Source organism: Mesorhizobium australicum WSM2073, assembly GCF_000230995.2.
Lineage (GTDB): Bacteria > Pseudomonadota > Alphaproteobacteria > Rhizobiales > Rhizobiaceae > Mesorhizobium > Mesorhizobium australicum.
Genome location: NC_019973.1, coordinates 1,546,868 through 1,570,032 on the forward strand (window position 1 = coordinate 1,546,868; position 23,165 = coordinate 1,570,032).

At 63.4% G+C, this 23,165-nt stretch carries 20 protein-coding genes; 9 read left to right on the forward strand and 11 right to left on the reverse strand.

Going from position 1 to position 23,165, the window contains the following annotated elements:
* Nucleotides 1–42 precede the first annotated feature (42 nt).
* Complete coding sequence (locus MESAU_RS07385; protein ID WP_015315434.1) at nt 43–576, forward strand: TetR/AcrR family transcriptional regulator; 534 nt, start codon at nt 43–45, stop codon at nt 574–576.
* Between the two features lie 54 nt (nt 577–630).
* Here MESAU_RS07385 and MESAU_RS07390 read toward each other — a convergent pair whose 3' ends face one another.
* The 6 genes from MESAU_RS07390 to MESAU_RS07415 form a co-directional block, all read right to left on the reverse strand.
* On the reverse strand, nt 631–1,707 hold the full coding sequence (locus tag MESAU_RS07390; RefSeq protein ID WP_015315435.1) for an ABC transporter ATP-binding protein: 1,077 nt from the start codon (nt 1,705–1,707) through the stop codon (nt 631–633).
* Nucleotides 1,694–2,632, reverse strand: a complete 939-nt coding sequence (locus tag MESAU_RS07395; RefSeq protein WP_015315436.1) for a PfkB family carbohydrate kinase — start codon at nt 2,630–2,632, stop codon at nt 1,694–1,696. The genes MESAU_RS07390 and MESAU_RS07395 overlap by 14 nt, the downstream gene beginning before the upstream one ends.
* Nucleotides 2,632–3,654 (reverse strand): SIS domain-containing protein, encoded by a 1,023-nt coding sequence (locus MESAU_RS07400; protein ID WP_041163308.1) that lies wholly within the window; start codon nt 3,652–3,654, stop codon nt 2,632–2,634. Before MESAU_RS07400 ends, MESAU_RS07395 begins: the two co-directional genes overlap by 1 nt.
* Complete coding sequence (locus tag MESAU_RS07405) at nt 3,651–4,496, reverse strand: carbohydrate ABC transporter permease (RefSeq protein ID WP_015315438.1); 846 nt, start codon at nt 4,494–4,496, stop codon at nt 3,651–3,653. The genes MESAU_RS07400 and MESAU_RS07405 overlap by 4 nt, the downstream gene beginning before the upstream one ends.
* Nucleotides 4,496–5,380, reverse strand: a complete 885-nt coding sequence (locus tag MESAU_RS07410) for a carbohydrate ABC transporter permease (RefSeq protein ID WP_015315439.1) — start codon at nt 5,378–5,380, stop codon at nt 4,496–4,498. Before MESAU_RS07410 ends, MESAU_RS07405 begins: the two co-directional genes overlap by 1 nt.
* Nucleotides 5,381–5,567: 187 nt before the next feature.
* Nucleotides 5,568–6,806 (reverse strand): extracellular solute-binding protein, encoded by a 1,239-nt coding sequence (locus MESAU_RS07415; protein ID WP_015315440.1) that lies wholly within the window; start codon nt 6,804–6,806, stop codon nt 5,568–5,570.
* Between the two features lie 216 nt (nt 6,807–7,022).
* On the opposite strand from MESAU_RS07415, the gene MESAU_RS07420 reads away from it, so the two are divergent.
* From MESAU_RS07420 to MESAU_RS07430, 3 genes are all read left to right on the forward strand, one after another.
* Nucleotides 7,023–8,237 carry an ROK family transcriptional regulator gene (locus tag MESAU_RS07420; RefSeq protein WP_015315441.1) on the forward strand — a complete coding sequence of 405 codons (1,215 nt, stop codon included), beginning with the start codon at nt 7,023–7,025 and terminating at the stop codon, nt 8,235–8,237.
* A 103-nt stretch (nt 8,238–8,340) separates the two neighbouring features.
* A complete protein-coding gene (locus tag MESAU_RS07425; protein WP_015315442.1) occupies nt 8,341–9,951 on the forward strand; it encodes an inorganic phosphate transporter in 1,611 nt (536 codons plus the stop codon).
* Nucleotides 9,952–10,040: 89 nt separating this feature from the next.
* Nucleotides 10,041–11,066 carry a transporter gene (locus MESAU_RS07430; RefSeq protein WP_015315443.1) on the forward strand — a complete coding sequence of 342 codons (1,026 nt, stop codon included), beginning with the start codon at nt 10,041–10,043 and terminating at the stop codon, nt 11,064–11,066.
* A gap of 63 nt (nt 11,067–11,129) precedes the next feature.
* Here the strand turns inward: MESAU_RS07430 and MESAU_RS07435 are convergent, their stop codons facing one another.
* Entirely contained in the window at nt 11,130–12,290 is a 1,161-nt protein-coding gene (locus MESAU_RS07435; protein ID WP_015315444.1) for a patatin-like phospholipase family protein, read from the reverse strand.
* Nucleotides 12,283–13,071 carry an acetoacetate decarboxylase gene (locus MESAU_RS07440; protein WP_015315445.1) on the reverse strand — a complete coding sequence of 263 codons (789 nt, stop codon included), beginning with the start codon at nt 13,069–13,071 and terminating at the stop codon, nt 12,283–12,285. Before MESAU_RS07440 ends, MESAU_RS07435 begins: the two co-directional genes overlap by 8 nt.
* Nucleotides 13,072–13,314: 243 nt before the next feature.
* On the opposite strand from MESAU_RS07440, the gene MESAU_RS07445 reads away from it, so the two are divergent.
* Both MESAU_RS07445 and MESAU_RS07450 read left to right on the forward strand, forming a co-directional pair.
* Complete coding sequence (locus tag MESAU_RS07445) at nt 13,315–14,103, forward strand: 3-hydroxybutyrate dehydrogenase (RefSeq protein ID WP_015315446.1); 789 nt, start codon at nt 13,315–13,317, stop codon at nt 14,101–14,103.
* Between the two features lie 66 nt (nt 14,104–14,169).
* On the forward strand, nt 14,170–14,949 hold the full coding sequence (locus MESAU_RS07450) for a phosphodiesterase (RefSeq protein ID WP_015315447.1): 780 nt from the start codon (nt 14,170–14,172) through the stop codon (nt 14,947–14,949).
* On the opposite strand, the gene MESAU_RS07455 is transcribed toward MESAU_RS07450, so the two are convergent.
* Nucleotides 14,936–15,835, reverse strand: coding sequence for a hypothetical protein (locus MESAU_RS07455; protein WP_041163309.1), 900 nt, complete (start codon nt 15,833–15,835; stop codon nt 14,936–14,938). The genes MESAU_RS07450 and MESAU_RS07455 overlap by 14 nt on opposite strands.
* Nucleotides 15,836–16,041: 206 nt before the next feature.
* On the opposite strand from MESAU_RS07455, the gene MESAU_RS07460 reads away from it, so the two are divergent.
* Both MESAU_RS07460 and MESAU_RS07465 read left to right on the forward strand, forming a co-directional pair.
* Entirely contained in the window at nt 16,042–17,037 is a 996-nt protein-coding gene (locus MESAU_RS07460; RefSeq protein WP_015315449.1) for a Bug family tripartite tricarboxylate transporter substrate binding protein, read from the forward strand.
* Nucleotides 17,038–17,057: 20 nt separating this feature from the next.
* A complete protein-coding gene (locus MESAU_RS07465; protein WP_015315450.1) occupies nt 17,058–19,031 on the forward strand; it encodes a tripartite tricarboxylate transporter permease in 1,974 nt (657 codons plus the stop codon).
* Here the strand turns inward: MESAU_RS07465 and MESAU_RS07470 are convergent.
* Entirely contained in the window at nt 19,028–20,500 is a 1,473-nt protein-coding gene (locus MESAU_RS07470; protein ID WP_015315451.1) for a class I adenylate-forming enzyme family protein, read from the reverse strand. The genes MESAU_RS07465 and MESAU_RS07470 overlap by 4 nt on opposite strands.
* Nucleotides 20,497–21,552 carry a thioesterase domain-containing protein gene (locus MESAU_RS07475; protein ID WP_015315452.1) on the reverse strand — a complete coding sequence of 352 codons (1,056 nt, stop codon included), beginning with the start codon at nt 21,550–21,552 and terminating at the stop codon, nt 20,497–20,499. Before MESAU_RS07475 ends, MESAU_RS07470 begins: the two co-directional genes overlap by 4 nt.
* Nucleotides 21,553–21,835: 283 nt before the next feature.
* Here MESAU_RS07475 and MESAU_RS07480 point away from each other — a divergent pair, with 283 nt between their 5' ends.
* On the forward strand, nt 21,836–23,164 hold the full coding sequence (locus MESAU_RS07480) for an NAD(P)H-dependent oxidoreductase (protein WP_015315453.1): 1,329 nt from the start codon (nt 21,836–21,838) through the stop codon (nt 23,162–23,164).
* Nucleotide 23,165 lies beyond the last annotated feature (1 nt).

The following is a 23,165-nucleotide window of genomic DNA, read 5'->3' on the forward strand; positions in this document are numbered from 1 at the left end:
ACGGTCTTGTCAATTGGGCCTAAGCTTGCGATGGGAGGCGCCATGAGAGCCCAACGACCGAACTCGCGCGAGAAGATTCTCGCCGCGGCGGCTGATGTTGCCCGGGAATCCGGGCCCGGTAGCCTGTCGCTCGATGCCGTCGCCAACCGCGCCGGCGTGTCGAAGGGCGGGCTGCTCTACAACTTCCCCACCAAGGCGAAATTGATGCAAGGCCTGGTCGAAGGCTATCTGCGCGATTTCGAGCAAGCGCTGGAATCCGCCAACAGCAACGACAAGGGCAAAAATCCCCTCGCCGTCTATATCAGGCTGTCAGCCGAGGATTGCGAGGAGAAGCAGCCGTCGGCATCCTGGATATTCTCGGCGATCGCCGAGGATCCCGATTTCATGATGCCGATCAAGACATTCAAGCGGCAGCTTTTCGAGCGGTTGAAGGGCGAGGCGCCGGACCTCAAATCGCTTCTGGTCTGCTATCTCGCCATCGAAGGGCTGCGCAGCATGAACCTGTTCGATTCCGACGTGCTGTCAAAGGACGAACGGGACCTGCTGGTGTCGTCACTTCTCGATATCGCCAAATAGGCTTGCCTGCGCGCGAGGAGGACGACGCTGCCGCGATCGTTCAATCGACGGCGCTTACAGGGCCTTGCCCGTCGAAGGATCGAACAAGCGAAGCGCGGCCTCGTCGAAGGCGAGGTTGCGCTGTTCGCCCTTGGCGAATTGGGCGCGCGGCGGCAAGCTGGCCGTCAGCCGTTGCGTGCCGATCCGCGCCGTGGTGACCAGCTCGGGCCCGGTCAGTTCGACGACCTCGATCTCCACGGGCAGTGACGGCTCCGCGGCGGCTCCGGTCGCCGCACGCAGCGCTTCCGGCCTGATGCCGACGACCATTTGTGCACCCTCACGTGCCGCATTCGCATAGCGTGCCGGCACGGGGATCCATACATCGGATCCGGCAATGGCCAGCTTGCCGTCGGTGACGGTGGCCTGCAGCATGTTCATCGACGGCGCGCCGACAAAGCCGGCGACGTAGAGTGTCGCCGGGTCGTTATAGATCTCCTCGGGAGTGCCGAGCTGCTCGATCCTGCCGTCGCGCATGACGGCGATGCGGCTGGCCAGCGTCATCGCCTCGATCTGGTCATGGGTGACGTAGACGACGGTCGTCCGCAGCATTTGGTGCAGGCGTTTCAATTCGGTGCGCATTTCCAGGCGCAGTTTGGCGTCGAGATTGGACAGCGGCTCGTCGAACAGGAAGACCTGCGGCTTGCGCACCAGGGCCCTGCCGATGGCGACGCGCTGGCGCTGGCCGCCGGAAAGCTGACTCGGCTTGCGATCGAGCAGAGCCTCGATCTGCAGCAGCCTTGCCGCTTCGTTCACCGCCCTGTCGCGCTCGTCGGCCGCGACGCCGCGCATCTCCAGTCCAAAGCCGATGTTGCGGCGCACGGTCAGGTTCGGATAGAGCGCGTAGGACTGGAAGACCATGGCGATATCGCGGTTCTTGGGGTGGACGCCGAGGATCGAGCGGCCACCGATCAGGACGTCGCCGCTGGTCGCCTCGGCCAGGCCGGCGATGATGTTGAGAAGCGTCGATTTTCCGCAGCCCGACGAGCCGAGCAGCACCAGGAATTCACCGCTCTGCAGCGCGATGTCGATGCCTTTCAGCGTCTCGACGCTGCCGTAGCTCTTGCGGATGCCGCGGATTTCAAGCGCGCTCATGCATGGGACCCTCAAACTGCACTGGCCCGCCATAGTTGCGGGGCAAGGTGGAAATGGCGCGCGAGGCGACGTGCGTAGCGGCGCGGAGGCAAGCGGACAGCGGCCGTTCCTGTGCCAATGCGGCCAGGAAGGCGGCATTGAAGACGTCGCCGGCACCGATCGTGTCGACCACCCTGACGTCGGGCGCGGCGGCTTCGACGAGAGTGCCGTCCGGGCTGATGGCGATGGCGCCGCGTGGCCCGCGCTTGACGACGAAGGTCGCGCCTTGCCTCATGCTGGATCGGATTTCACGCGCCGCTTCCGCCGGACTTGGCAACCCCGCCAGGGTCACCGTCTCAACCTCGTTGAACAGCGCCAGCGCGCAGCGCGACAGCCATGTCCTCGTCGCGGCGCAATTGGCCGCGGTCCAGCCATCGATCGGCCAGCCTGTATCGAGTGCCACGGCAACGCCGTGGCTGTCGGCCCAGTCGAAAAAAGCATTGTAGTCGCGCGTGAGGTCTTCCGTCAGGAAGGAGCCGCAGAGCAGGGCGTAGCCACCGGAGAGTACGGGGCCGTCGAGAACCGACAAGACATCGGCGAGGCCGAAGCGTGGCAAGTGCCCGCGTGTGGTGAAGAAGGTCCGTTCGCCATCGGGGTGGGTCATCCCGACCGACAATGTCGTGCCTTCGGGCCGGATAGCCCATTTCGCGGCGCGGACGCCAAAAGCCTCACCAAGCCAGCGGCCGAACTGGTCGTCACCGACATTGGCGGCAATCGCAAAGTCGACGCCCAGCGCTTGCCAGGCGAGCCCGGTGTTGCCGGCCTGGCCGCCGACGCGCAATTCGTCATGGTCGACGACGGTCTCGGTTCCCGCCTTCGGCCATGGCGCGACCGGGCCGACGATCAGGTCGACATTGACGTTGCCGATCACCGCGAGCGGGCGCATCACTCGCTCCTGGTGATCTTGGTGGTGCGCACCGGCGTGCCCGCATTGTCGACGCGACCGTCCGCGAAGGCGATCATCAGGCGCTGTGCCACCGGCAGCATTGCGAGGATAGCGGCCATCCCCGCGGCTGGTTTGAACGTGAGCGTGACGGCCCCGGCGACCGGCGCTTGTCCGGACGCGTCGAAGATGACCAGCGGCGCGCCGGTTTCGACCACCGAAAGTGCCATCGCGGTCACCAGCTCCGAAGTCGGGTCGGCGCCGCGAAACAGGACAACACCGATCTGCGGGCCAAGCATCTCCATCGGCCCGTGCCGCAACTGGCCGCCTTCGAGCGAAAAGCAGGGCAGCCGCGACAGTTCGGTCAAGCCAAGCGCCAGGGCTTCGGCCACGCCCTGCAGGCGGCGGCCGGAGGTGACGATCGTATCCACCTTGCCAATCGCGGCGAGTGCTTGGGCGATATCGCAATCCTGCGGAGCTTCGAGCATGGCAAGGGCAGGGGCCGGATCCTCCCCCAGAGCCGCCAGGATGGCCAGGTGCAGGGCCAGGGTCACGGTCAGGCTGCGGGTTGCGGCGAAAGCCAGCTCCGTGCCGCCGGCGCCGACCAGGCAAGGCGCGGTGCGGGCGAGAAATGAACCGCCTTCGAGCGTCAGGCCGAAAACGTCCGAGCTGCCGCCGGCCTGCGCAAACCATCTGACGACTTCGGCGCTCTCGCCGGATTGCGAAGTCACAAGCACCGTCCGGTCCGCCAGCGGCAATGGTTGGCCGAGCTGCTCGGACAGTGGCAGCGCCAGCGCATCGATGCCGAGTGCACGATAGAGCGGCTCGACGGCACGGCCGACCGCGTGCGAGCCGCCCATGCCAAGCAGAAGCAGGCGGCCGCTCTTCCTGATCGAAGCGGCGACGTCTGCCGCCATGGCAGCGTTGTTCTCGAACGAAGCACGCGCATCGGCGTGCTGGCGCGCCATTTCGCGGTCGATGGCGGTCAGTCCGGCCGGCCGTTCTTTATCTGCAGTCATGTTCATCCTTTCACACCGCCGCTGGTCAGGCCCGAGATCAGCGCCCGCTGCATGACGAGGCCGATCAGCACCGGCGGCAAGGCGGCCAGCACGCCAGCCGTGGCAATCAATCCGTAGTCGGAAACACGGCCGCCGGCCAAATCGGCGATGGCGACGGTGAGCGTCTTGGCGCGCTGGTCGGAGGTAAACAGCAACGCATAGAAGAATTCGTCCCAGGCCAGCAGCACGGCGAACAGTGCCGATGTCGCCATCACGGGCGCGGCCAGCGGCAAGGTGATGATGCGCAATGTCTGGAACAGGCCGGCGCCGTCGATCATCGCCGCGGCCTCGATCTCGCGCGGGATGGAATCGAAGCCGGATTTCATCAGCCAGGTGGTGAAGGGCGCCAGTATGGTGAGATACACAAGCGTCAGGCCGAAGACATTGTTGAGCAGGCCAAGATGCGACAGGCCCATATAGAGCGGCACGGCGAGCGCCACCGGCGGCAGCATGTAGGTGGCGATGACCATCGACAGCGACCAGCCGATCGACGGTGTGCGCGAAACCGCCCAGCCGGCGGGGATGGCCAAGGCGAGTGCCGCCAGCGTCGCCATGGCGGCGATCTCAAGACTGTTGCGCAGCGACGAGGTGAAGGCGGCGCCGGCGCTGTTTTCGGCCGTCGACAGCAATTGCCGGTAGCGGGAGAAGTCGGCTGCCTGCGGCCACCAGCGCAGCGGCTTGGCGGCGAGATCGACGGCCGGCGAAATGCTCATGATGAACAGCCAGGCGATAGGCGCCAGGATGATCGCGGCAAGCAGCAGCGCGCAGGCATAAATGAAGACGGTGAAGGCGAGGCTCTTGCGCTCCATCAGGCGGCGCTCCCGGCAGTCTTTCGCACCAGGGCGGCGTAGGCGACGGCGAGCAGTGTGACGAGCAAGGTGACGATCAGCGCCAGCGACGCGCCCGAGCCGGCGCGCTGGAAGGAGAACGCTTCCTGGTAGACGAGGATCGAGAGTGTTCGCGTGGTGTTTGCCGGACCGCCGCGTGTCATCACCCAAATGATATCGAAGACCTTGAAGGCCTCGATGGTGCGCAGCACCAGCGCCACCATCAGCGGGCCGGCGAGATAGGGCAGGATGACGAAGCGGAAACGGTTGAACGGTCCCGCTCCATCGACGAGCGAGGCGGCGGTGATGTCACGCGGCACCGCTTGGAGGGCGGCGAGCGCGATCAGCGCCACCAGCGGAAAGTTCTTCCAGCAGTCCGCAACGATGAGGGCAGCCAGCGCCGTTCCCGGCTCGCCGAGCCAGGACCGATAGGCGTCGATGAGGTGCAACTGCGTCAAGGCGGCATTCAGCGCACCATATTCGGGATTGTAGATCAGCCGCCACAGCGTGGCGTTGACCACCGTGGGCAATGCCCAGGGCAGGATCATCAGGGCGCGCAGGATTGCGCGGCCGCGAAAGTCCTGGTTGAGCAGCAGGGCGGCGAGGACGCCGATCACCATTTCGGCGGCAACCGAAATAATCGCGAACAGGGTCGTGGTGATCAGTGTGCGCGAGAAGTTGGTGCTCGACAGCATGTTGGAATAATTGTCGAAGCCGACAAAATCGCCAGCCGTGCCGACCAGCTTGGCATCGGTGAAGGAGAGCCCGACCGTATCGACCAGCGGCCAGCCGATGACGGCGACCATGACCACGAGCAAAGGCAGCATCAGGAGCCATGCGCGGGTCGTCATCCAGGTGCTCGACATCAGAGCAGCCTCTCTTCTCTCATCTGTGATCTGGACATAGTACAGGCGGCAATCGCGCATGACCCCGGAAATCGGAGGCCGATTTCCGGAAAGGATCATGCGTAAGATAGAAAGTGCTGCAGCGTTTCTTGCGCGTCATAAGGGACGCAACGCTGTAGTGCCGCCCGTATCGAACGACTGGCTTGTCTCAGAGGCCGCTGTTCTGCGCGGCGGTCTTCAGGGCGTCTTCCGGCGAAGACGTCCCGAGCAGCGATTCCTGGATTGCCTGCTGCAGCGCGGTCGACAGCTCCTGGTATTTCGGCGTGGTCGGACGCGGATACATGGCAGCCAGACCGAGCTTGGCAGCGGCGATCAGTTCTTCCTGGCCCTTGGTGACCGTAGGGTCGTCATAGGACGAGGCCCAGATCGGCAGCGAGAGCTTGGCGTATTGGTTCTGCGTCGCCTGCGAGGTCATGAAGGTGATGTACTTCCAGGCTTCGTCCGGATGCTTCGAGACCGCGGTGACGCCGAGACCCATCGAACCGTTGACGGCCGACACTTCGCTGGTGCCGGCAACGCCCGGCGCCGGCACGACGCCGACCTTGCCGGCCACCTTCGAGTCCTTCGGGTCGTTGGCCATGTTGTACATGTAGGTCCAGTTCAGCGCGAAGGCGGCATCGCCGTTTTCGAAAACCTTGCGCACGTCCTCTTCGAGGAATTCCTTGGAATTGGGATTGGTGAGACCCGACTTGTAGCTGTCGACCATGTATTTCAGGGCCAGCAGGCCGCCGCCATTCTGGAAGTCCGGCTTGCCGTCCTTGAGGAAGTCGCCGCCATAGGCGCTGACCAGCGTGGTGTAGTCGCAGATGGCCGCTTCCGCCTGCGACCAGCTCCACGCGATCGGCGTCTTCAGCAGGCCTTTGTCCTGGATGATCTTGGCTTGTGCGCCGAGCTCTTCCCAGGTCTTCGGCGGGGCCTTGATGCCGGCCTTTTCCAGGATATCCTTGTTGTAAAACAGGTATTTGGTGTCGAGGATCCACGGCATGCCATAGGACTTGCCGTCATACTGCACCGTGGTCCAGGCGCCGGGCAACACGCCCTTCTTCATGTCGTCGGTGATCTTGGAAGACACATCGACCAGCACCTTGTTGGTGGCGTATTCGGCCGGCCAGATGACGTCGAAGAGGACGACGTCATAGCCTCCGCCCGACCCTTGGGCGAGCACGGTCTTGTCGTGCAGGCCCTCATAGGGGACGAATTCGAGATTGACCTTGACGTCCGGATTGGCCTTGGTGAAGGCATCGGTCATCGCACGCACGTCGGCCTCGCTGTAGGCGGCCTGCGCCATGAAAAGCGCGTTGAGCGTCGTCTCGGCGAAAGCGTGGGGGACGAACAGTCCTCCGGCAAAAACCGCGCCGACCAGTGTCTTGGTGATCGTCTTAAGCATTTTCTTCTCCCATTGCAGCGTTGACGGGCCGGCGCTGCCAGATGTTTGGCATCGTCTTCCCGGATCCATGTCGCGTGACCTGATGGTGCCGGCTGACCAGTGGCGACAGGCGGAAGCCTTTGCCTTCTTGTTTTGCAGTGCTCGGTTACATTAAGTCAACTCGCTTGACTTAATTAGTCGATCAATATTCTAATGGTGTCAAGAGGGGAAACGCCGGTGGACGACATCAGCCCGATTCGTGCCAAGAGCGGCACCAACCAGGAAGGCACGAGCGCGCATAACCGCCGTGTCATGGTCGAGGCGCTGCGTCTCAACGGCGCGCTGTCGCGGGCCGATCTGGCGCGAGCGACGCAGCTTACCAAGCAGGCGGTTTCCAACATCATCGAGGACCTGGAACGCGACGGCCTGGTCGTTGCGCTCGATGCGGTGCGCAAGGGCAGGGGGCAACCGTCGACCCCCTACAGGCTGGTGCCTGAAGGCGCTTTCGCCATCGGCCTTCAGATCGACCGTCACCTGACGCGGGCGGTCGCGGTCGACCTGATGGGCAGCGTGCTGGCGCGGGCCGAGGCGAACCTGCCTTTCAATGAGCCGTCCAGGGGCGTCGAGGTGATCCTCGGCCTGATCGATGGCGTCCGGCGCGAACTGGCCGGTATCTCGTCGCAGTCGGAAAAACGCCTCGTCGGCCTGGGTGTCGCCATGCCCGGACCGTTTGGCCTGAAGAATTCGGATGACAAATGGATGATGCCGGCCTGGCAGAAGTTTCCGCTGCTGGACATGCTGGCCAAGGGCACGGGACTGAATGTCGGCCTGCAGAACGATGCCGCCGCCTGTGCGACGGCCGAGCGCATCGTCGGCGCCGCGCACGGCGTCGACCACGCAGTGTGTCTTTATGTCGGCTATGGCATTGGCGCCGGACTGATCCTCAACGGCGAACTGTACAGCGGCGGCCATGGCAATGCCGGCGAAATCGGCATGGCCTTGCTGTCGCCGGCCGGTCCCGGCTCGACACCGCTCGAACATCGCGCGTCGCTCGCCTCGCTCTACCAGCATCTTGGCCTCGATCCCGCCGACGAGGACCTCTACGGAAAGATCGGCGCGCTGGCCGCGGCGGGTGATGTGAAGATCATGCGCTGGATCGAGGGCGCGGCCCATGATCTGCGCTGGAGCGTGCATCTCATCGAAACCATCTTCGACCCACAGACAGTCATCCTGACCAGCGGCGCGCCGGAAGCGCTGGCGCGCCGGCTTGTCGAGGCCATGCATCCGCTGCTTTCGTCGATCGCAGACCGGCCAGGCCGGACCTTGCCACGCCTGCAGCTCGGCACAACCGATCCCTGGTCGATCGCGCTGGGAGCCGCGGCGGCGCCGATCAGCCGCGCCTTCGATCCGCTGTTCTCGGCGATCCTGAAGACACGCTCCGGTCCCGCCTGAAGGCGACCGCGCGTAAGGCCAAGCCTCTCCCGGCGTCACACAGGGTTCATCGTCCGGACATAGCGTCTTTTCCAGTTCTTTTGCAATGCAATAGGAGTGGGACATGGTGGACATAGTTTCTAGTGAGGCGGGCATTCCAAGGCCGGATCATCCGCTGGATAGTTCGGGTGGCGCGAAGTGGTTCCTGCCGGTCTTCGGTGTGCTGGTGCTGGTCGGCGTGGTCTATGTCGGCTACGCGCTTAGCCAGGACCTGGCGGTGGCCAAGACGGTGCCGTGGATCCTGCTCGGCATCGCCTTGCTGATCGCGCTCGGCTTCGAATTCGTCAACGGGTTCCATGACACCGCCAATGCGGTGGCGACCGTCATCTACACACGCTCGCTGCCGGCGGAGTTCGCCGTCATGTGGTCGGGCGCCTTCAATTTCCTCGGGGTTCTCACTTCCAGCGGCGCGGTCGCCTTCGGCATCCTGTCGCTGCTGCCGGTCGAGCTGATCCTGCAGGTCGGTTCTTCCTCCGGCTTTGCCATGGTGTTCGCACTGCTCGTAGCCGCCATCCTGTGGAACCTCGGCACCTGGTTCCTCGGCCTGCCGGCGTCGAGCTCGCACACCATGGTCGGTTCGATCATCGGTGTCGGCCTCGCCAACCAGTTCATGGCACCTGCCGGCAGCGCTACCAGCGGCGTCGACTGGTCGCAGGCGACCAATGTCGGCGTGACCTTGCTGGTGTCGCCGATCATCGGCTTCTTCGCCGCGGCGATCCTGCTCTACGCGATGAAGCTTCTCGTCCGCAATCCGGCGCTCTACGAGGCGCCGAAAGGCAATGCGCCGCCGCCCTGGTGGATCCGCGCGCTGCTGATCTTCACCTGCACCGGCGTCAGCTTTGCGCATGGCTCCAATGACGGCCAGAAGGGCATGGGCCTGATCATGCTGATCCTGATCGGCGTGGTGCCGACGGCCTACGCGCTCAACCGCACGCCCGACATCAACTATCTCGAAGCCTACAAGTCGGCCTCGGTCAGCGTGGAGACCGCGCTGGGCAAATATGTGAAGCCCGGTGTCACCGTCGCCGATGCGAAGGATGCCAAGGCTGCCGTGCAGGATGCCGTGCGCACCCGGAGCTGGAGCGACAAGACGACCGTCGCTCTGCAGAGCTACATCCACAACACGACGGCCGAGCTGCAGCCTTACGCTTCGGTCGACACCGTGCCGACCGATCTGGTCAGCAACGCCCGCAACGACATCTATCTGATTGGCGAGGCGCTGAAACTGATTGACAAGAAGCAGCTGCTGCCGATGGAGGCCGCCGATCTCAAGGCGGTGACCGACTATCACAAGGCCGTCGACAACGCGACGAAGTTCATCCCGATCTGGGTGAAGGTCGCGGTGGCCCTGGCGCTTGGCCTGGGCACCATGGTCGGCTGGAAACGCATCGTCGTCACGGTCGGCGAGAAGATCGGCAAGAGCCACCTGACCTATGGCCAGGGCGCTGCCGCCGAACTCGTGGCGATGGTCACCATCGGCATGGCCGACCGTCTGGGTCTGCCGGTGTCGACGACCCATGTGCTGTCGTCCGGCGTCGCCGGAACCATGGCGGCCAACGGCTCGGGCCTGCAATGGTCGACGGTGCGCAACCTGCTGCTCGCCTGGGTGCTGACCCTGCCGTGCTCGATCACGCTGGCCTTCGTGCTGTTCATCATCTTCCGCCAGGTGTTCTGAGCGGGCGAAGCGACAACACTACCGACGGCGCCACAATGGCGCCGTCTCGTTTTCCGGCGACAGGTTCGCGACCATTTCGGGCGGCAGTCATGAACGACGCATCGCATCTGGCCCTGCTTGCCGTCGACGACCAGCATCCGGCGCCTGGCCTGGTCTGGGCTTATCACCGCTTGCCAGGCAAAACCCCGGTGGCGCTTGCTCCGCGCGATATCGACGCGGCACTGGCGATGCCGGAAGGCTGGGTCTGGCTGCATGTCGATCTCGTCGACCAGCGCGCCCATTCCTGGGTCAGCCACGCCTGCGCCTTGCCGGCCTCTGCCCATGCAATCCTCGAAGGCCATGAGGACAGCCCCGCGCTGGCGCATGAGGACGGTGTCGTCCATGGCATTTCCGCCGACCTGCACAGCGAAATCGCGCGTCAGTCGACCACCATCGGGAGATTGCGCTTCGCGGTCTCGGAGCGGCTGCTGGTGACCGGCCGCCGCCATTCGCTGGCAGCGGTCGAGGAGGTGCACGAGGCGGTGGCCGCGGGGCTGCGGCCCGCCACCGCCTTCGAACTTTTCGAGGCGATCGTGCTGGCGTTCTGCAGCAGCACCAGCCTGCGGCTCGCTGCCGCCACCAAGCGGCTCGACGAAGTGGAAGATCATTTGGTGACCGAGCGGCTTGCCGACGAAAGGCGGCGGCTGAAAGATGTTCGCCGTCTGGCGGTCTCCCTGCACCGCCCGATCTCGGCGCTGGCGGCACTTTTCCAGGACGAGGACCGCTCGGACTGGAAGCTGTCGGCGGGGGCGCACGAGATCCTGCGCCGGCTTACCACGCGGCTGGAAAGGCTCGACCGCGAAGTCGTCATGGTCAACGACCGTGCACGGCTGTTGCAGGAGGAGGTCGCCGCCGAGCTCGCGGACGAATCCAACCGCAGCCTTAAGGCGCTGGCAGTAATGAGCGCGCTGCTTCTGCCGGGCTCGCTGATTGTCGGCATGTTCGGCATGAACACAGCCGGGCTGCCGCTTACGCAAACGCCGGGCGGATTCGAACTGGCGCTGTTGATCGCGGGGGGCGCGACCGGCCTGTTCTACTGGCTCCTGCTGAGAGCCGGCGCCAATCTTAGGTTCTGAGCCAAAATAGACAGCTAGAGCGGCTCTGCGTTCCGAGGAAACGGAGAACCGCTCTTGGGTCGCTCAGGTCGGATCTTCGCGATGCAGGTCGTGGATGGTGACGCCGTCGGCATTGGTCGGCAGCATCAGCCATTTCTTGTGACGCAGCGTGCGCTCGGTGTCCTCGAGGCCCATCTCCCAATGCTCGCGCATCGAGGTGCCCGAAAACTCATAGTCCTTGGCGTGGCCCTCATAGCCTTTGTGCTGGTAGATCAGGTGGACGATGTTGACGACGCCGGCGTTGGAATAGTCGGCGATCAACTCCTGCTCGCCTTCCCTTAGCTGCTCCGACGGCACGCGCTTCAGCGCATCGAGCAGCTTCATCTTCAGCGCATGGATGCGCTCGAAATTGTCGGTGTTCTGCCGCGTGCGGCTCGAATACATGATGTCCTTGTGGCGCGACAGCACGTCGGCCATGCCGCGCGGCAGCACGCCGCGGGCGCTGAACAGATCGACCTGGAAGACCAGCGAGGAACGGTCCTCTTCCTGGTCGAGCAGGTATTGCAGCGGCGTGTTGGAGACGATGCCACCATCCCAATAGTACTCGCCCTCGATACGGATCGAAGGAAAGGCCGGCGGCAGCGCGCCGCTGGCCATGATGTGCTCCGGCTCGATACGCACCTTCTCGGTGTCGAAATAGACGAAGTTACCGGTCCTGACATTGACCGCGCCGACGCTCAGCCGCTTCTTGCCGTCGTTCAGCACGTCGAAGTCGATCAGGCTCTCCAGCGTGTCCTTCAATTCGGCGGTGTCGTAGAAGCTGGTGGCGCCTTCGGCGCCCGACAGCTGGAACCAGGGATTGGGATTGCGCGGCTTGAAGAAGCCGGGCTGGCCCATCGTCATCGTCATCAACGACGAGGTCTGGTTGCGGATATCGCGGTAGATGTCGCCTTCGGGCGTATAGGACCAGATCTTGCGGCCGGAAATCGTCTGCCAGAACTGTTCCAGCCGCTGCAGCCGGCGGCTCGGCTCGTTGCCTGCGATGATCGCGGCATTGATGGCGCCGATGGAGACGCCGGATAGCCAGGTCGGCTCGCAGCCGGCATCGGCCAGCGCCTGATAGACCCCGGCCTGATAGGCGCCGAGCGCGCCGCCGCCCTGAAAGACCAGCGCGATACGGTCATACTGCGCCGTGATTTCCTCGATGGTGGCGACGGCTGCCTTGTTGCGGTTACGATCAAGCACTGACTTTCTCCAGCTGGGTTGCGCTGGCAGCGGATCGGCTGTGGTCAGCGAGGTAATCATGCACGACTTCGCCCAGGCCGAGCGTCAGATCGGCCTTGAAGTGAACCGCCGACACGATGTCGAGCACGGGCAGCTTCGCCACGTCGGCCATGACATGGGGCCGCAGATCGAGCGCGGCGGGCGCCGTCCAGGCTTCCTTCAGCGTGATATCGGTGAGGTAGTAGCGGACCAGCTCGCAGATGCGCGGCGTGCCGTCGACATGGGGGATGATCTTGATGAGGAAATTGGGGGCGGCGAGCGAGGCGAGCACCTGGTCATGATCGGCCTCACGATGCTTGTAGCCCATCGTGCCGGTGGCGCACAGAACCCTGCCATAGTGCAGCGTGCCGACGATTACCTCGCCTTCATGGACGATCTTGGGATTGGCGAGTTTCTTTGGAAACCCCCACAACTCGCGGCCGCCGGCGATCGGCGCGTCATCGTCGAGATACATCGAATGGACGTAGCCGCCATGCTGGCCCTTGTAGCGCACCGGGATGACCTGGCCGGTCTCGGTGTAGTCGCCGAAGCCGGTGGAGTCCGGCATGCGGATGAATTCGTACTTGACCAGCGGCTCGTCGATTTCAAGCGGCGCCGGCACGACGGCCTCGAGCGCCTCGCGTGTCGTGCGATAGGTGATGATGATGTATTCGCGGTCGAAGAAGCGATAGGGCCCTGGCGGGAACGAGGGATTGGTGAGCGGCATCGCATAGGCGCGCTTCACGACATCGGCGATTTCCATGCTGGTGCCCCAAGGTTCTGTCGGACGAATTCGTTCAGGAAGGATCGCGCGAATGCGCAACGATTATGTTGCACGGCACCATGACAGTGCCGTGTCAGCCTAACGACCAGGTTTCCGAACCGGGCGAGGACAAGCAGGCGTTGTCGTCTGGCTGTAATCGCATCGACACATGGCTCTGCCATTGTCATGCTGCGACGCACAATTATATCGTCATGTTCCCTCCCACCTCGCGCGAGATCTCCCATGGGTTCCCTGTCTTCGAAGAATGCCCTCGTCACCGGCTCGACCAGCGGTATCGGCCTGGCAATCGCCCGCGCCTTTGCCGCCGAGGGCACCAACGTCACCATCAACGGTCTTGGCGATGCTGCCGCCATCGAGCGGGAGCGCGCCGGCATCGAGAAGGATTTCGGCGTCAAGTGCCGCTATTCCGATGCCAACATGATGGATGGCGCCGCGGTCACAGCCATGATCCATGACGCGGAAGAGGCGCTCGGCAGCCTCGACATACTGGTCAACAATGCCGGCATCCAGCATGTGGCGCCGATCGAGGAGTTTCCCGACGACAAATGGGAAGCCATCATCCGCATCAACCTTTTGGCCGCCTTCTACGCCATCAAGGCGGTGGTGCCCGGCATGAAGGCACGCAAATGGGGCCGCATCGTCAACACGGCTTCCGCGCACGCGCTGGTCGCCTCGCCGTTCAAGTCGGCCTATGTCTCGGCCAAGCACGGCATATCAGGCCTGACCAAGACGGTGGCGCTGGAAGTCGCGCAGGACGGCATCACCGTGAACGCGATCGCGCCCGGCTATGTCTGGACGCCGCTGGTCGAAAAGCAGATCCCCGACACGATGAAGGCGCGCGGCATGACCGAGGAACAGGTCAAGCACGACGTGCTGCTGGCGGCGCAGCCGACCAAGGAATTCGTTACTGTCGAAGAGCTTGCGGCACTGGCATTGTTCCTGTGCTCGGATGCGGCCAGGCAGATCACCGGCACGACGTTACCGATGGATGGCGGCTGGACGGCACAGTAAATTGGTCGAAACATGCCGCCTTCAGGGCCAACGCCAGGGCGCCGGCGGGAAGGCAGTGCGCGGCCCATGAAAATCATCCAGCTCTCCGATCCGCATCTGATGGCGCTCGGTGGTTATCTCTACGGTTCGGATCCGCTCGCGCGGCTGGAAGCCTGCCTGGCGGATATCGGCAGGAACCATGCCGATGCCGACCTGGTGGTGATATCAGGCGACCTGAGCAATGATGGCGAGCGCGCCGCCTATGCGGCGTTGCGAGAGGCGCTGGCGCGGTTCGTGCCGCCTTGCCGGCTGATGCTCGGCAACCACGACGACAGGGCGCTTTTTCTCGAAATGTTCCCGGAAGCGCCGGCCGAGCGCGGGTTTGTCCAGAGCGTTTTCGATGGCGGCGATGGCCGCCTGATCCTGCTCGACACGCTGGACAGCGGACATGTCGAGGGCAGGCTGTGCGCGGCCCGTCTCGACTGGCTGGACGAGAAGCTGCACGAAGCGCGCGACAGGCCGGTCTTCCTCTTCATGCACCACCCGCCGTTCCGCATTCACATGCCGGTGCTCGACGAGGTCAGGCTCGCCGACGCCGATGCCTTCCATGACAATCTCCGGCGCCACGGCAATGTCGGCCACATCTTTGCCGGCCATGTCCACAGGCTGATCGCCGGCAGCTGGCGCGGCATACCGGTCAGCACGCTGCGCAGCACCAATCATCAGAGCGCCCTCGATTTTTCGGACAGCTGGCGGCTGGGCCACGAGCCGCCCGCCTATGCCGTCATCTTCATCGATGCGGATGGAGTGGTCGTCCATTTCCACGATTTTGAGACGGGCCGGCCCGAGCCGGTCAAGGATCCTTGACGAGGCGGCTTTCGCCGCCGCCAAGATGGGTCTCCCATACATAATCGGAGATCAGCCGCCGATACTGTGGGGTCATGACCAATTTTCTGTGCGAGGCGCCGCCGACGTGGAAAAAGGCGCCGCCCAGCATCCGATGGTCCGCTTCCATCCCATCAACATCGAGATCGGCTGCCGTCTTTTGCGCATCGGAAACATCGTTCTCGCCAAGTCCGCGATACAGCAGGCTCCAGTTTCCGCCGCCGGTGTCCATTCCGCTGACAAAACGCGGTGTGAAGTCCAGGTCCAGTCCTTGCACGGCGCTGAAGCGGAAGAAGCAGAACCCAGCCCACATGAACCAGGCCTCGGGGTCCGCTTGCGCTGGGCGCTTTGAGCCGTGGACGATTTTTCCCTCCATCGTCGCGGCGATGTCCACGGGGACGGTCGGAAAGCAGTCGTGATCCAGAAATCCGAAAAGCTCCGGCCGCAAAGGCCGAACGATGTTGTGGAAGATCCAGTTCATGGATATCCCGTGCGACCGGTTGGGATGGCTTTCCCGGTTCCGAGGCAAACCGAAATAAGCGGTTTTTCGCGCCCGGCAGATGTCCGCGATACGCACCCTTGCCGATCGATCGGATGAATTGTCGATGACCACCAGCGTCATCCCAGAGGAATACAATTGCCAGGCTCGGGTGAGCGCATCGATGACCCAGGGCGTGTTGAAGGCTATGACAAAGCAGAAGCGCCGGGAACCGGTTTGCAGCAGCTCCTCGGTGAATTTCAGGCCTTCGGGAACGCCGCGCCCGCGAAAATCACGCTCAATCAAGGCGTTGCGAAAAGCCTTGGCCTTTCTGACAGGCCAGTTGTGGTTCAGCAGATCAACAAGGCCCTTGGCCGGCTTCCAGCTCATTACAAACTTCGCCATTGCTCCAAATCGGATGCATGCTCCCATAAGGCGAAGCTCATCTTCCCACAACCCCGGCCTTGAACCGCGAATTTTTGCGACCACCGGCTTGTCGTACACGCATGCTGTATTTCAGCCTGATCTGGTCGCGGGCGCTATCAATCGCGACATTGTAGGGCTAAAACGCCATCCGGGTTCTGCACGGGGTTGATATGTTGGTTGCGATCTTCCGCGCATTGCGCGCCATTCCCTTCGTTGCCGCCAGCATTGTCTTTGCCACGGGCGCCCGGGCGCAAGCGGTCGAATTCAAGACAATCACGATCAAGGTCGGCTATGGCCCCGGCGGGGGCTATGACCAGACATCGCGGCTGATCGCTCGCCACTTCGGCCGGTTCCTTCCCGGCAATCCGGATATAGTCGTCCAGAATGTGCCCGGGGGCGGCAGCCTGAAGCTCACCAAGATGGTGTTGGGCAGCGAGCCGGCCGACGGCAGCGTCATCGCTTCCGTCAGCGAAGCCATGTCATATGCGCCGGTGCTCGATCCCCAGAACGCCAATTTCGATCCGCTTGCCCTGCAATGGATTGGCTCGCTCGTCAACGAGCCGGCCTATTGCCTGACGGCCAAGAGTTCCGGCGTCGACACGATGGACAAGTTCCTGCAGTCCGATTTCCTGATTGGGGCGACCGGCAAGAGCAGCGTGACCTATATTTTCGCGGCGCTGGTCAAGAACGGCTTGAAGGCAAAGTTCAAGGTCGTCACCGGCTTTGAAGGCACAGCCGATATCGAACTGGCGATGCAGCGAGGCGAGATCGCCGGAATGTGCGGAGTCTCCAGTTACAACATCTCCGAAAACCGCGACGCGCTCAACCTCATTGGTACCTTCGGCCAGGGCATCGTTGCAGGCCAGGAGAAGTTCACTGCTAGGATCGACGACCCGAAGGTCCGGGAAGCGGCCGCGCTGATCGAGACGGCTTTGCAGTTCCATCATCCGTTGGTTGTCCCGCCGGGCACGCCCAAGGAGACGGTCGAAACGCTGCGCAAGGGATATATGGAGATGGTCAGGGATAAGGCGTTCCTGGCCGACATCGGCAAGCTTAGCGAAATGACCGTCAACGCCACCAGCGGCGAAGACATAAGCCGGCTTGTCTCGGAGCAGTTGAAGGTGGATCCGGATGTGTTCGAGACCGCCAGAAATCTGGTGAAGTAGATTCCCGGCGAGGCTCAACGGTGGATCTGATACTCACCGCCGTCGTCGAGATGGCCCAGCCGTTTCGCATGCTGATGCTGGTGACCGGCGTTTTCGTCGGCCTCGTCGTCGGCGTTGTCCCGGGCATTGGCGGGCTGTTCGCGATGGCCCTGCTCATCCCGATGACCTACAACATGGACGCCTATGCCGCCTTCGCGCTCCTGCTCGGTATGGGATCGGTCAATACCACCTCCGATACGATCCCGGCCATCCTGTTTGGGGTTCCGGGCTCGGTCGGAGCGGCGGCGACGGTGCTCGACGGCCATGCCATGGCCAAGAAAGGCGAAGCCGCGCGCGCCTTCGGCGCCTCCTATTCGGCGTCGATGATTGGCGGCGTGTTCGGCGCTCTGGTGCTTGCCGCGGCTATTCCCATCATGCGACCGCTTGTCCTCTATCTAAAGACGCCGGACTTCTTCGCCATCTGCGCCTTCGGGCTCTCCATCGTCGCGATGCTGGCCGGGAGCCAGCCGCTGAAGGGGCTGGCCGCGGCCATGTTCGGCATGCTCGCCTCGTTTGTCGGTATCGATAAGATCGCCGGCATCGACCGGTGGACCTTTGGTGAAATCTATCTCTGGGACGGTCTGCCGGTGGCCCTGGTGTTTCTCGGCCTGTTCGGCCTACCGGAGCTGGCTTCGCTCCTGTTGCGAGGTTCCATCCAGGGCAATGCGGAGCGACCGACTTATGCGGGCATGTGGCAAGGCATCAGGGACACGCTGCGGGAGTGGCCGCTGGTGCTGCGATGCAGCAGCATCGGTTCGCTGCTGGGCGCAGTTCCCGGTGTCGGCATCGCGGTGCTGGACTGGATCGCCTATGGCCATGCGTCACGGCGGCCTGGCTCGGGACCGAAATTCGGCGAAGGCAATGTCAGGGGCGTCATCGCGCCCGAGAGCGCCAACAATGCCAAGGAAGGCGGCTCGCTCATCCCGACCATCGCCTTCGGCGTGCCGGGTTCGGCCTCGATGAGCATCCTGCTCGGCGCCTTTGTCGTCCATGGGCTCGTTCCCGGCCCCGACATGCTGGGCAAGAATGCCGCGCTCACCATGTCGATGGTGTTCAGCATCGCCGTGGCAAATATCGTAGGCGCGGTGACCTGCCTTGTGCTGACCCGGCCTCTGGCGCGCGTCGCGCAGGTTCCGGCCGCCATCCTGGTGCCGCTGGTGGTCACCTTCATCGTGGTTGGTGCATACCAGACCAATATGAGCGCCTTCGATTTCGCGCTGGTCATCGGCGTCGGCGCCGTCGGCATGGCGATGAAGGAACTCAACTGGCCGCGCTCGGCCTTTTCATTGGGATTCGTGCTCGGCCCGAGCCTCGAGAACTATTTCTTTCTCGCCTATCAGATTTCCGGCTGGTCGTGGCTTGCCCAGCCGCTGGTGCTCATCCTGCTTGGACTGGCCGTGGTCGGTCTCGTCAGGCAGACGCTGTCGTGGATCAGGGCCAGAAATCCCGGCGGGCCGCTGCCCCCCGCGCTGCCCGACATTGTCGCAGGTGCCACCATGACATTGCTGGCGTTCGCGGCGTTGGTGACGGCTGTGACCGGCTTTCCCTTCGAGGCCGCCATTTTCCCGGTCATCACGGCTGGATTCCTGATGGTGTTTTCGCTGGTGACCACAGTGCAGGCGTCGCTGCGATGGCGCAGGCGGGCCATGCCTGTCCTATCCGCGCCTCCCGCGATACCAGGCGAATGGTCTCCGGTTTCGGAACCCACCATGAAAGGCAATCTCGCGATCATCGGCCTTTGCCTGGCCCTCGCCTTTCTCATCCTGTTGGTCGGTCACCTGGCAGCGACCTTCATCTTCGTTGCCGGCAGCATCACGGTGCTTGGGACGAAGTCGAGGCGGTCATCCCTGGTGATCGCTGCCGCCGCGACGGCCTTCGTCTATTCGGTCTTCGACATGCTGGCATCCCAGCCCTGGCCGACTCCGTGGCTCACAGGCATTAGCGGAATTTTCTAAGAACCCTTATGCGGCGCCAGCGTTTCGACCAGTTGGCGGCGTAGCAGCTTGCCGTTGCCGCTGTAAGGCAACGAGGCGACCAGCCTGATCTCGCGCGGCCGCCGGTCGGGCGCGATGTTGGTGCGCATGAAAGCCTGGAATTCCTCGACGGTTCCGCGGTCGGAGACGATGAAGGCGGCGATTTCCTGCCCCATGGTCTCATCTGGAAAGCCGGCCACGGCGACGTCCTGCACCTTGGCATGGGTGCGGATCAGTTTTTCAAGCTCCTGCGGCGCGACACTGACGCCGCCGCGAACGATCATATCGGCCTCCCGATCGACGATCGTGATAAATCCGTCGGCGTCCAGAAATCCGATATCACCGGGGATGCCCCAGTCGGAGCTCATGATCTGCGGATCGACGAACAGGCGGTTGCCGGGCATCAGGACCGCGGATGCCATGGTCGGCGTCCATGCCTTGATCAGCCCGCGCTCACCTTGCGGCAACACGCGGCCATCGGCACCGAGGATTTCGACCTGTGCGCCGGCGACCGGACGGCCTGCGCTTTCGGGCTTTGCCAGAATATCCTTACCCCATAGCGAGGATATGATGCCGGTAAGGCTCGATGAGTAGCTTATCCGGTATCCAGAGGAGAGATAGCGGTAGGCAGCGATCTTGTCTTCGCCTCTGGCCGGTCCGCCTACGCTGTAGAGAACGGAAAGTTGGGGAAGCAGGTGGGTTGCGCGTTCGCCCACCTCCTTGACCATCCGGGCAATGACTGATGGCGCCAGCGCCGTGCCGCTTGCCTGGAACGAGAGCAGCGCCTCGATGAGCTCCGAGGGGGTGAACAAGGGAGGAAAGAACCGAACGATTCCCCCGTAAAGCAGATAGCCGAAGACCTGGTGACGCATTGCCGAGTATGACAGGGCCATCGGCGTCAGGAATCGTTTTGCGGTTCCCTCCACCACGCCGCGGCGCGCCGCGATGCGCCTGGCGAGTGCCTCATGCGACTGGGTGTAGGCCTTTGGATCGCCCGTCGTGCCGGACGAAAAGATCAAAAAGGCCGGGACGGCATCGCTCGCCGGGGGGCGGACGTCGGATCCCGGCGCCGAAGCCGATTTCCAGCCAGCCTCGAAAAGGGCGTTCGGATAGACCTCATCGCCCGGCATGGCGCGGCTTTCAAAAACCATTCTCAGATCGAAGTCGCGGGCCTGCCTGGCTCGCTGACTCCTGGGAGTTCGAAAGTCGACGACAACAGGGGTCGCGCCGATTTTCCAGCAGGCGAGGATCGAAAGGATCACGTCGATGTTGTCGAGCATGGCGAGGCCGACGCGGTCGCCCGGTCGGATGCCCGATGCGCCGAAATTGGCTGCAAGATGTCCGCTCTGCGTCAGGGCCTGGGAATAGGTGATATCAGACCGGCCGCTGACCATCGCGACCTTGTCGCCATGGGCAGCGAAGGCCTCCAGTATCTGCCAACCAAAACTCATTGACGATGCGGGTTTTCGCGTGGGGCCTCGCTTCGGGCGGAGAGGAACGTCAAGATCTCCGCGTCGATCGCGTCCATGTTGGCCTTGCGGAATTTGTTGTGCGTACCCGGCATGACGACCGTTTTCACGCTGGCCTCGTTAGACGCCCAGCCCTTGTAGTCCTTCACGGTGGTGGCTCCCCATTCGGAACTGGCGAGGATGAGGATGTCGCAGGGGTAGGACGAGGGCACAAAACCGGCTGCGGCCTGCAGCAGCGCGCTCTTGTATGCCTTCTTGCGCAGATGGCGCCCCAGGCGTGTCTGTCCGAGACCGACCGCCTTCAGCGTGTCTCGCAACAGGCGCCAGTAGACCACCTTGCGCACGATATCGCGCCGCCTCCCCTCGGTGAGGCGATCGTCGGGCATCGGCTTCAGCCAGGCCGAACCTGGCGATGGCGGATCAATGAGCACGATTGCCGGCCGCTTGCCCGTTGCCTCATGGCTCAGCCGGCCGACCTCGATCGCGAACAGGCCACCCACGCATATGCCGCCGATGACTTCGGGGTGCCTGCCTGTTACCGAGGTGAAGGCTTCAAAATAGTTGGTGCCAATTTCGGCCATGGTGGAATAGGGCGTCTCGCCGAGTTCCGTGCCCATGCCGCGCACCGCCATGATCGCGTATTTCTCTTTCAGACGCCTGCTGAAGCGATTGGCGAACAAGGCCGAGCCGGTGATGCCGTGGATCATCGCGATCGGCTCCTGGCCGACGCTGCCGGACACCGGCACGATCAGCTCACGGGCCGGATGCTCCGGCACCAGCGATGCGATCAACCGGCCGAATTCGCGCGGTGTCTGCGCTTCGAGCAGGACGGAAGTCTGCAATCTCACGCCGAACCGCTTCTGCACGGCAAGCACTAGAGTCTCCGCCATCAGCGAATCGCCGCCGAGATCGAAGAAATTGTCGTCGAAGCCGACGGCCGGCACCTTCAATTCCGCGGCGAAGATGCCGGCAATCGCATGGGCCGGTCCATCGCCCGGCGGTGGCACAGGTCTAACCCGTTGTTGGACGTTCATCGGAAAAGCCCCTAACCGACGGATGTTCACTGCTAACGCTTTTACGCAGGGTGAGAGCCCCTAACAAGTGTCCTGTGCGCCGCGCGTCGAGCCGCCGCTGGCGTGCTTGTCTCGCCACGGCAACGCGGAAAGTCGCGATTTGCCGGCTCCGCAACGGCCTTTTGTCCAGTTGTGTAAGTGTTGCAAAAGCACGCAGATTTGGACATTAGTCTTGACAGAAATACAGATGTTCAATACCCGTCAGGCAATTGAACAAGCCTGCATTATGGGAGGAATGAGCGGTATGGCGTCCAATGTTTCGTTGACGGGCCTTGCCCGCGATCTCGAGGAACGCGGCAAATCGGGCAAGCCGATCCGGATCGGGCTGATCGGCTCGGGCGAAATGGGAACCGACATCGTCACCCGCGTCGCCCATATGTCGGGCATAGAGATCGGCGCGATCTCCGAGCTGAACCTGCCCGCCGCCAGCAAGGCGGTGGATATCGCCTTCCAGGAAACCGGCCATGCGCGCGAGGTATCGAACGCCTCGGCGATGACGGCCGCCATGGAAGCCGGCAAGGTGGCGGTGACAAACGACGCCAGCCTGGTCATCAACAACGATCTTATCGACGTCGTCATCGATGCCACCGGCGTTCCCGCCGTCGGCGCCGAAATCGGCTTGCGCGCCATGGAGCACGGCAAGCATCTGGTGATGATGAACGTCGAGGCCGACGTCACCATCGGCGCCTATCTCAAGAGCGAAGCCGACCGGCTCGGCGTCACCTATTCGCTCGGCGCCGGCGACGAACCCTCCTCCTGCATGGAACTGATCGAATTCGTTTCGGCCATGGGCCACCCGATCGTCGCCGCCGGCAAGGGCAAGAACAATCCGCTCAACATCGACGCCACGCCGCCCGCCTATGAGGAAGAGGCCAGGCGCCGGCACATGAATGTGCGCATGCTGGTGGAGTTCGTCGACGGCTCCAAGACCATGGTCGAGATGGCGGCGATCGCCAACGCCACCGGGCTGGTGCCCGACAAAGCCGGCATGCATGGCCCGGCCGCGACGCTCGGCGAATTGAACAAGGTGCTGGTACCGCAGAAGGATGGCGGCGTGCTGTCGAGGGTCGGTGTCGTCGACTATTCGATCGGCAAGGGTGTCGCACCCGGTGTCTTCGTCGTCGCCGACATGTCGCATCCGCGCATTTCGGAGCGCATGGAAGATTTGAAGATGGGCAAGGGCCCGTACTTCACCTTCCATCGTCCCTATCACCTGACCTCGCTCGAAGTGCCGCTGACCTGCGCCCGCGTCGTGCTCTACGGCAAGGCCGACATGGTGCCGCTGGCCAAGCCGGTAGCTGAAGTGGCCGCCGTGGCCAAGAAGGACATGCAGCCCGGCGAGAAGCTCGATGCGATCGGCGAATATTGCTACCGCGCGTGGATCATGACTGCACCGGAAGCGCATGCCGCGAGGGCCATTCCCTGCGGCTTGCTGCAGGGCGGGTCGGTTACGGCGCCGATCAAGAAGGGTGAGCTCATCACCTACGCCAATGCCGCCCCGGCAGCGGGGTCCAAGATCGCCGAACTGCGCGCCCGTCAGGACAAGCTCGTCTACGGAACCGTGGAGGCGTAAC

Excerpts from the sequence above, each read along its gene's own strand:
- MESAU_RS07385 (WP_015315434.1), top strand. The coding sequence starts at position 43 with ATGAGAGCCCAACGACCGAACTCGCGCGAGAAGATTCTCGCCGCGGCG.
- MESAU_RS07390 (WP_015315435.1), bottom strand. The coding sequence starts at position 1,707 with ATGAGCGCGCTTGAAATCCGCGGCATCCGCAAGAGCTACGGCAGCGTC.
- MESAU_RS07395 (WP_015315436.1), bottom strand. The coding sequence starts at position 2,632 with ATGCGCCCGCTCGCGGTGATCGGCAACGTCAATGTCGACCTGATCGTC.
- MESAU_RS07400 (WP_041163308.1), bottom strand. The coding sequence starts at position 3,654 with ATGAACATGACTGCAGATAAAGAACGGCCGGCCGGACTGACCGCCATC.
- MESAU_RS07405 (WP_015315438.1), bottom strand. The coding sequence starts at position 4,496 with ATGGAGCGCAAGAGCCTCGCCTTCACCGTCTTCATTTATGCCTGCGCG.
- MESAU_RS07410 (WP_015315439.1), bottom strand. The coding sequence starts at position 5,380 with ATGTCGAGCACCTGGATGACGACCCGCGCATGGCTCCTGATGCTGCCT.
- MESAU_RS07415 (WP_015315440.1), bottom strand. The coding sequence starts at position 6,806 with ATGCTTAAGACGATCACCAAGACACTGGTCGGCGCGGTTTTTGCCGGA.
- MESAU_RS07425 (WP_015315442.1), top strand. The coding sequence starts at position 8,341 with ATGGTGGACATAGTTTCTAGTGAGGCGGGCATTCCAAGGCCGGATCAT.
- MESAU_RS07430 (WP_015315443.1), top strand. The coding sequence starts at position 10,041 with ATGAACGACGCATCGCATCTGGCCCTGCTTGCCGTCGACGACCAGCAT.
- MESAU_RS07440 (WP_015315445.1), bottom strand. The coding sequence starts at position 13,071 with ATGGAAATCGCCGATGTCGTGAAGCGCGCCTATGCGATGCCGCTCACC.
- MESAU_RS07445 (WP_015315446.1), top strand. The coding sequence starts at position 13,315 with ATGGGTTCCCTGTCTTCGAAGAATGCCCTCGTCACCGGCTCGACCAGC.
- MESAU_RS07450 (WP_015315447.1), top strand. The coding sequence starts at position 14,170 with ATGAAAATCATCCAGCTCTCCGATCCGCATCTGATGGCGCTCGGTGGT.
- MESAU_RS07455 (WP_041163309.1), bottom strand. The coding sequence starts at position 15,835 with ATGAGCTGGAAGCCGGCCAAGGGCCTTGTTGATCTGCTGAACCACAAC.
- MESAU_RS07460 (WP_015315449.1), top strand. The coding sequence starts at position 16,042 with ATGTTGGTTGCGATCTTCCGCGCATTGCGCGCCATTCCCTTCGTTGCC.
- MESAU_RS07470 (WP_015315451.1), bottom strand. The coding sequence starts at position 20,500 with ATGAGTTTTGGTTGGCAGATACTGGAGGCCTTCGCTGCCCATGGCGAC.
- MESAU_RS07475 (WP_015315452.1), bottom strand. The coding sequence starts at position 21,552 with ATGAACGTCCAACAACGGGTTAGACCTGTGCCACCGCCGGGCGATGGA.
- MESAU_RS07480 (WP_015315453.1), top strand. The coding sequence starts at position 21,836 with ATGGCGTCCAATGTTTCGTTGACGGGCCTTGCCCGCGATCTCGAGGAA.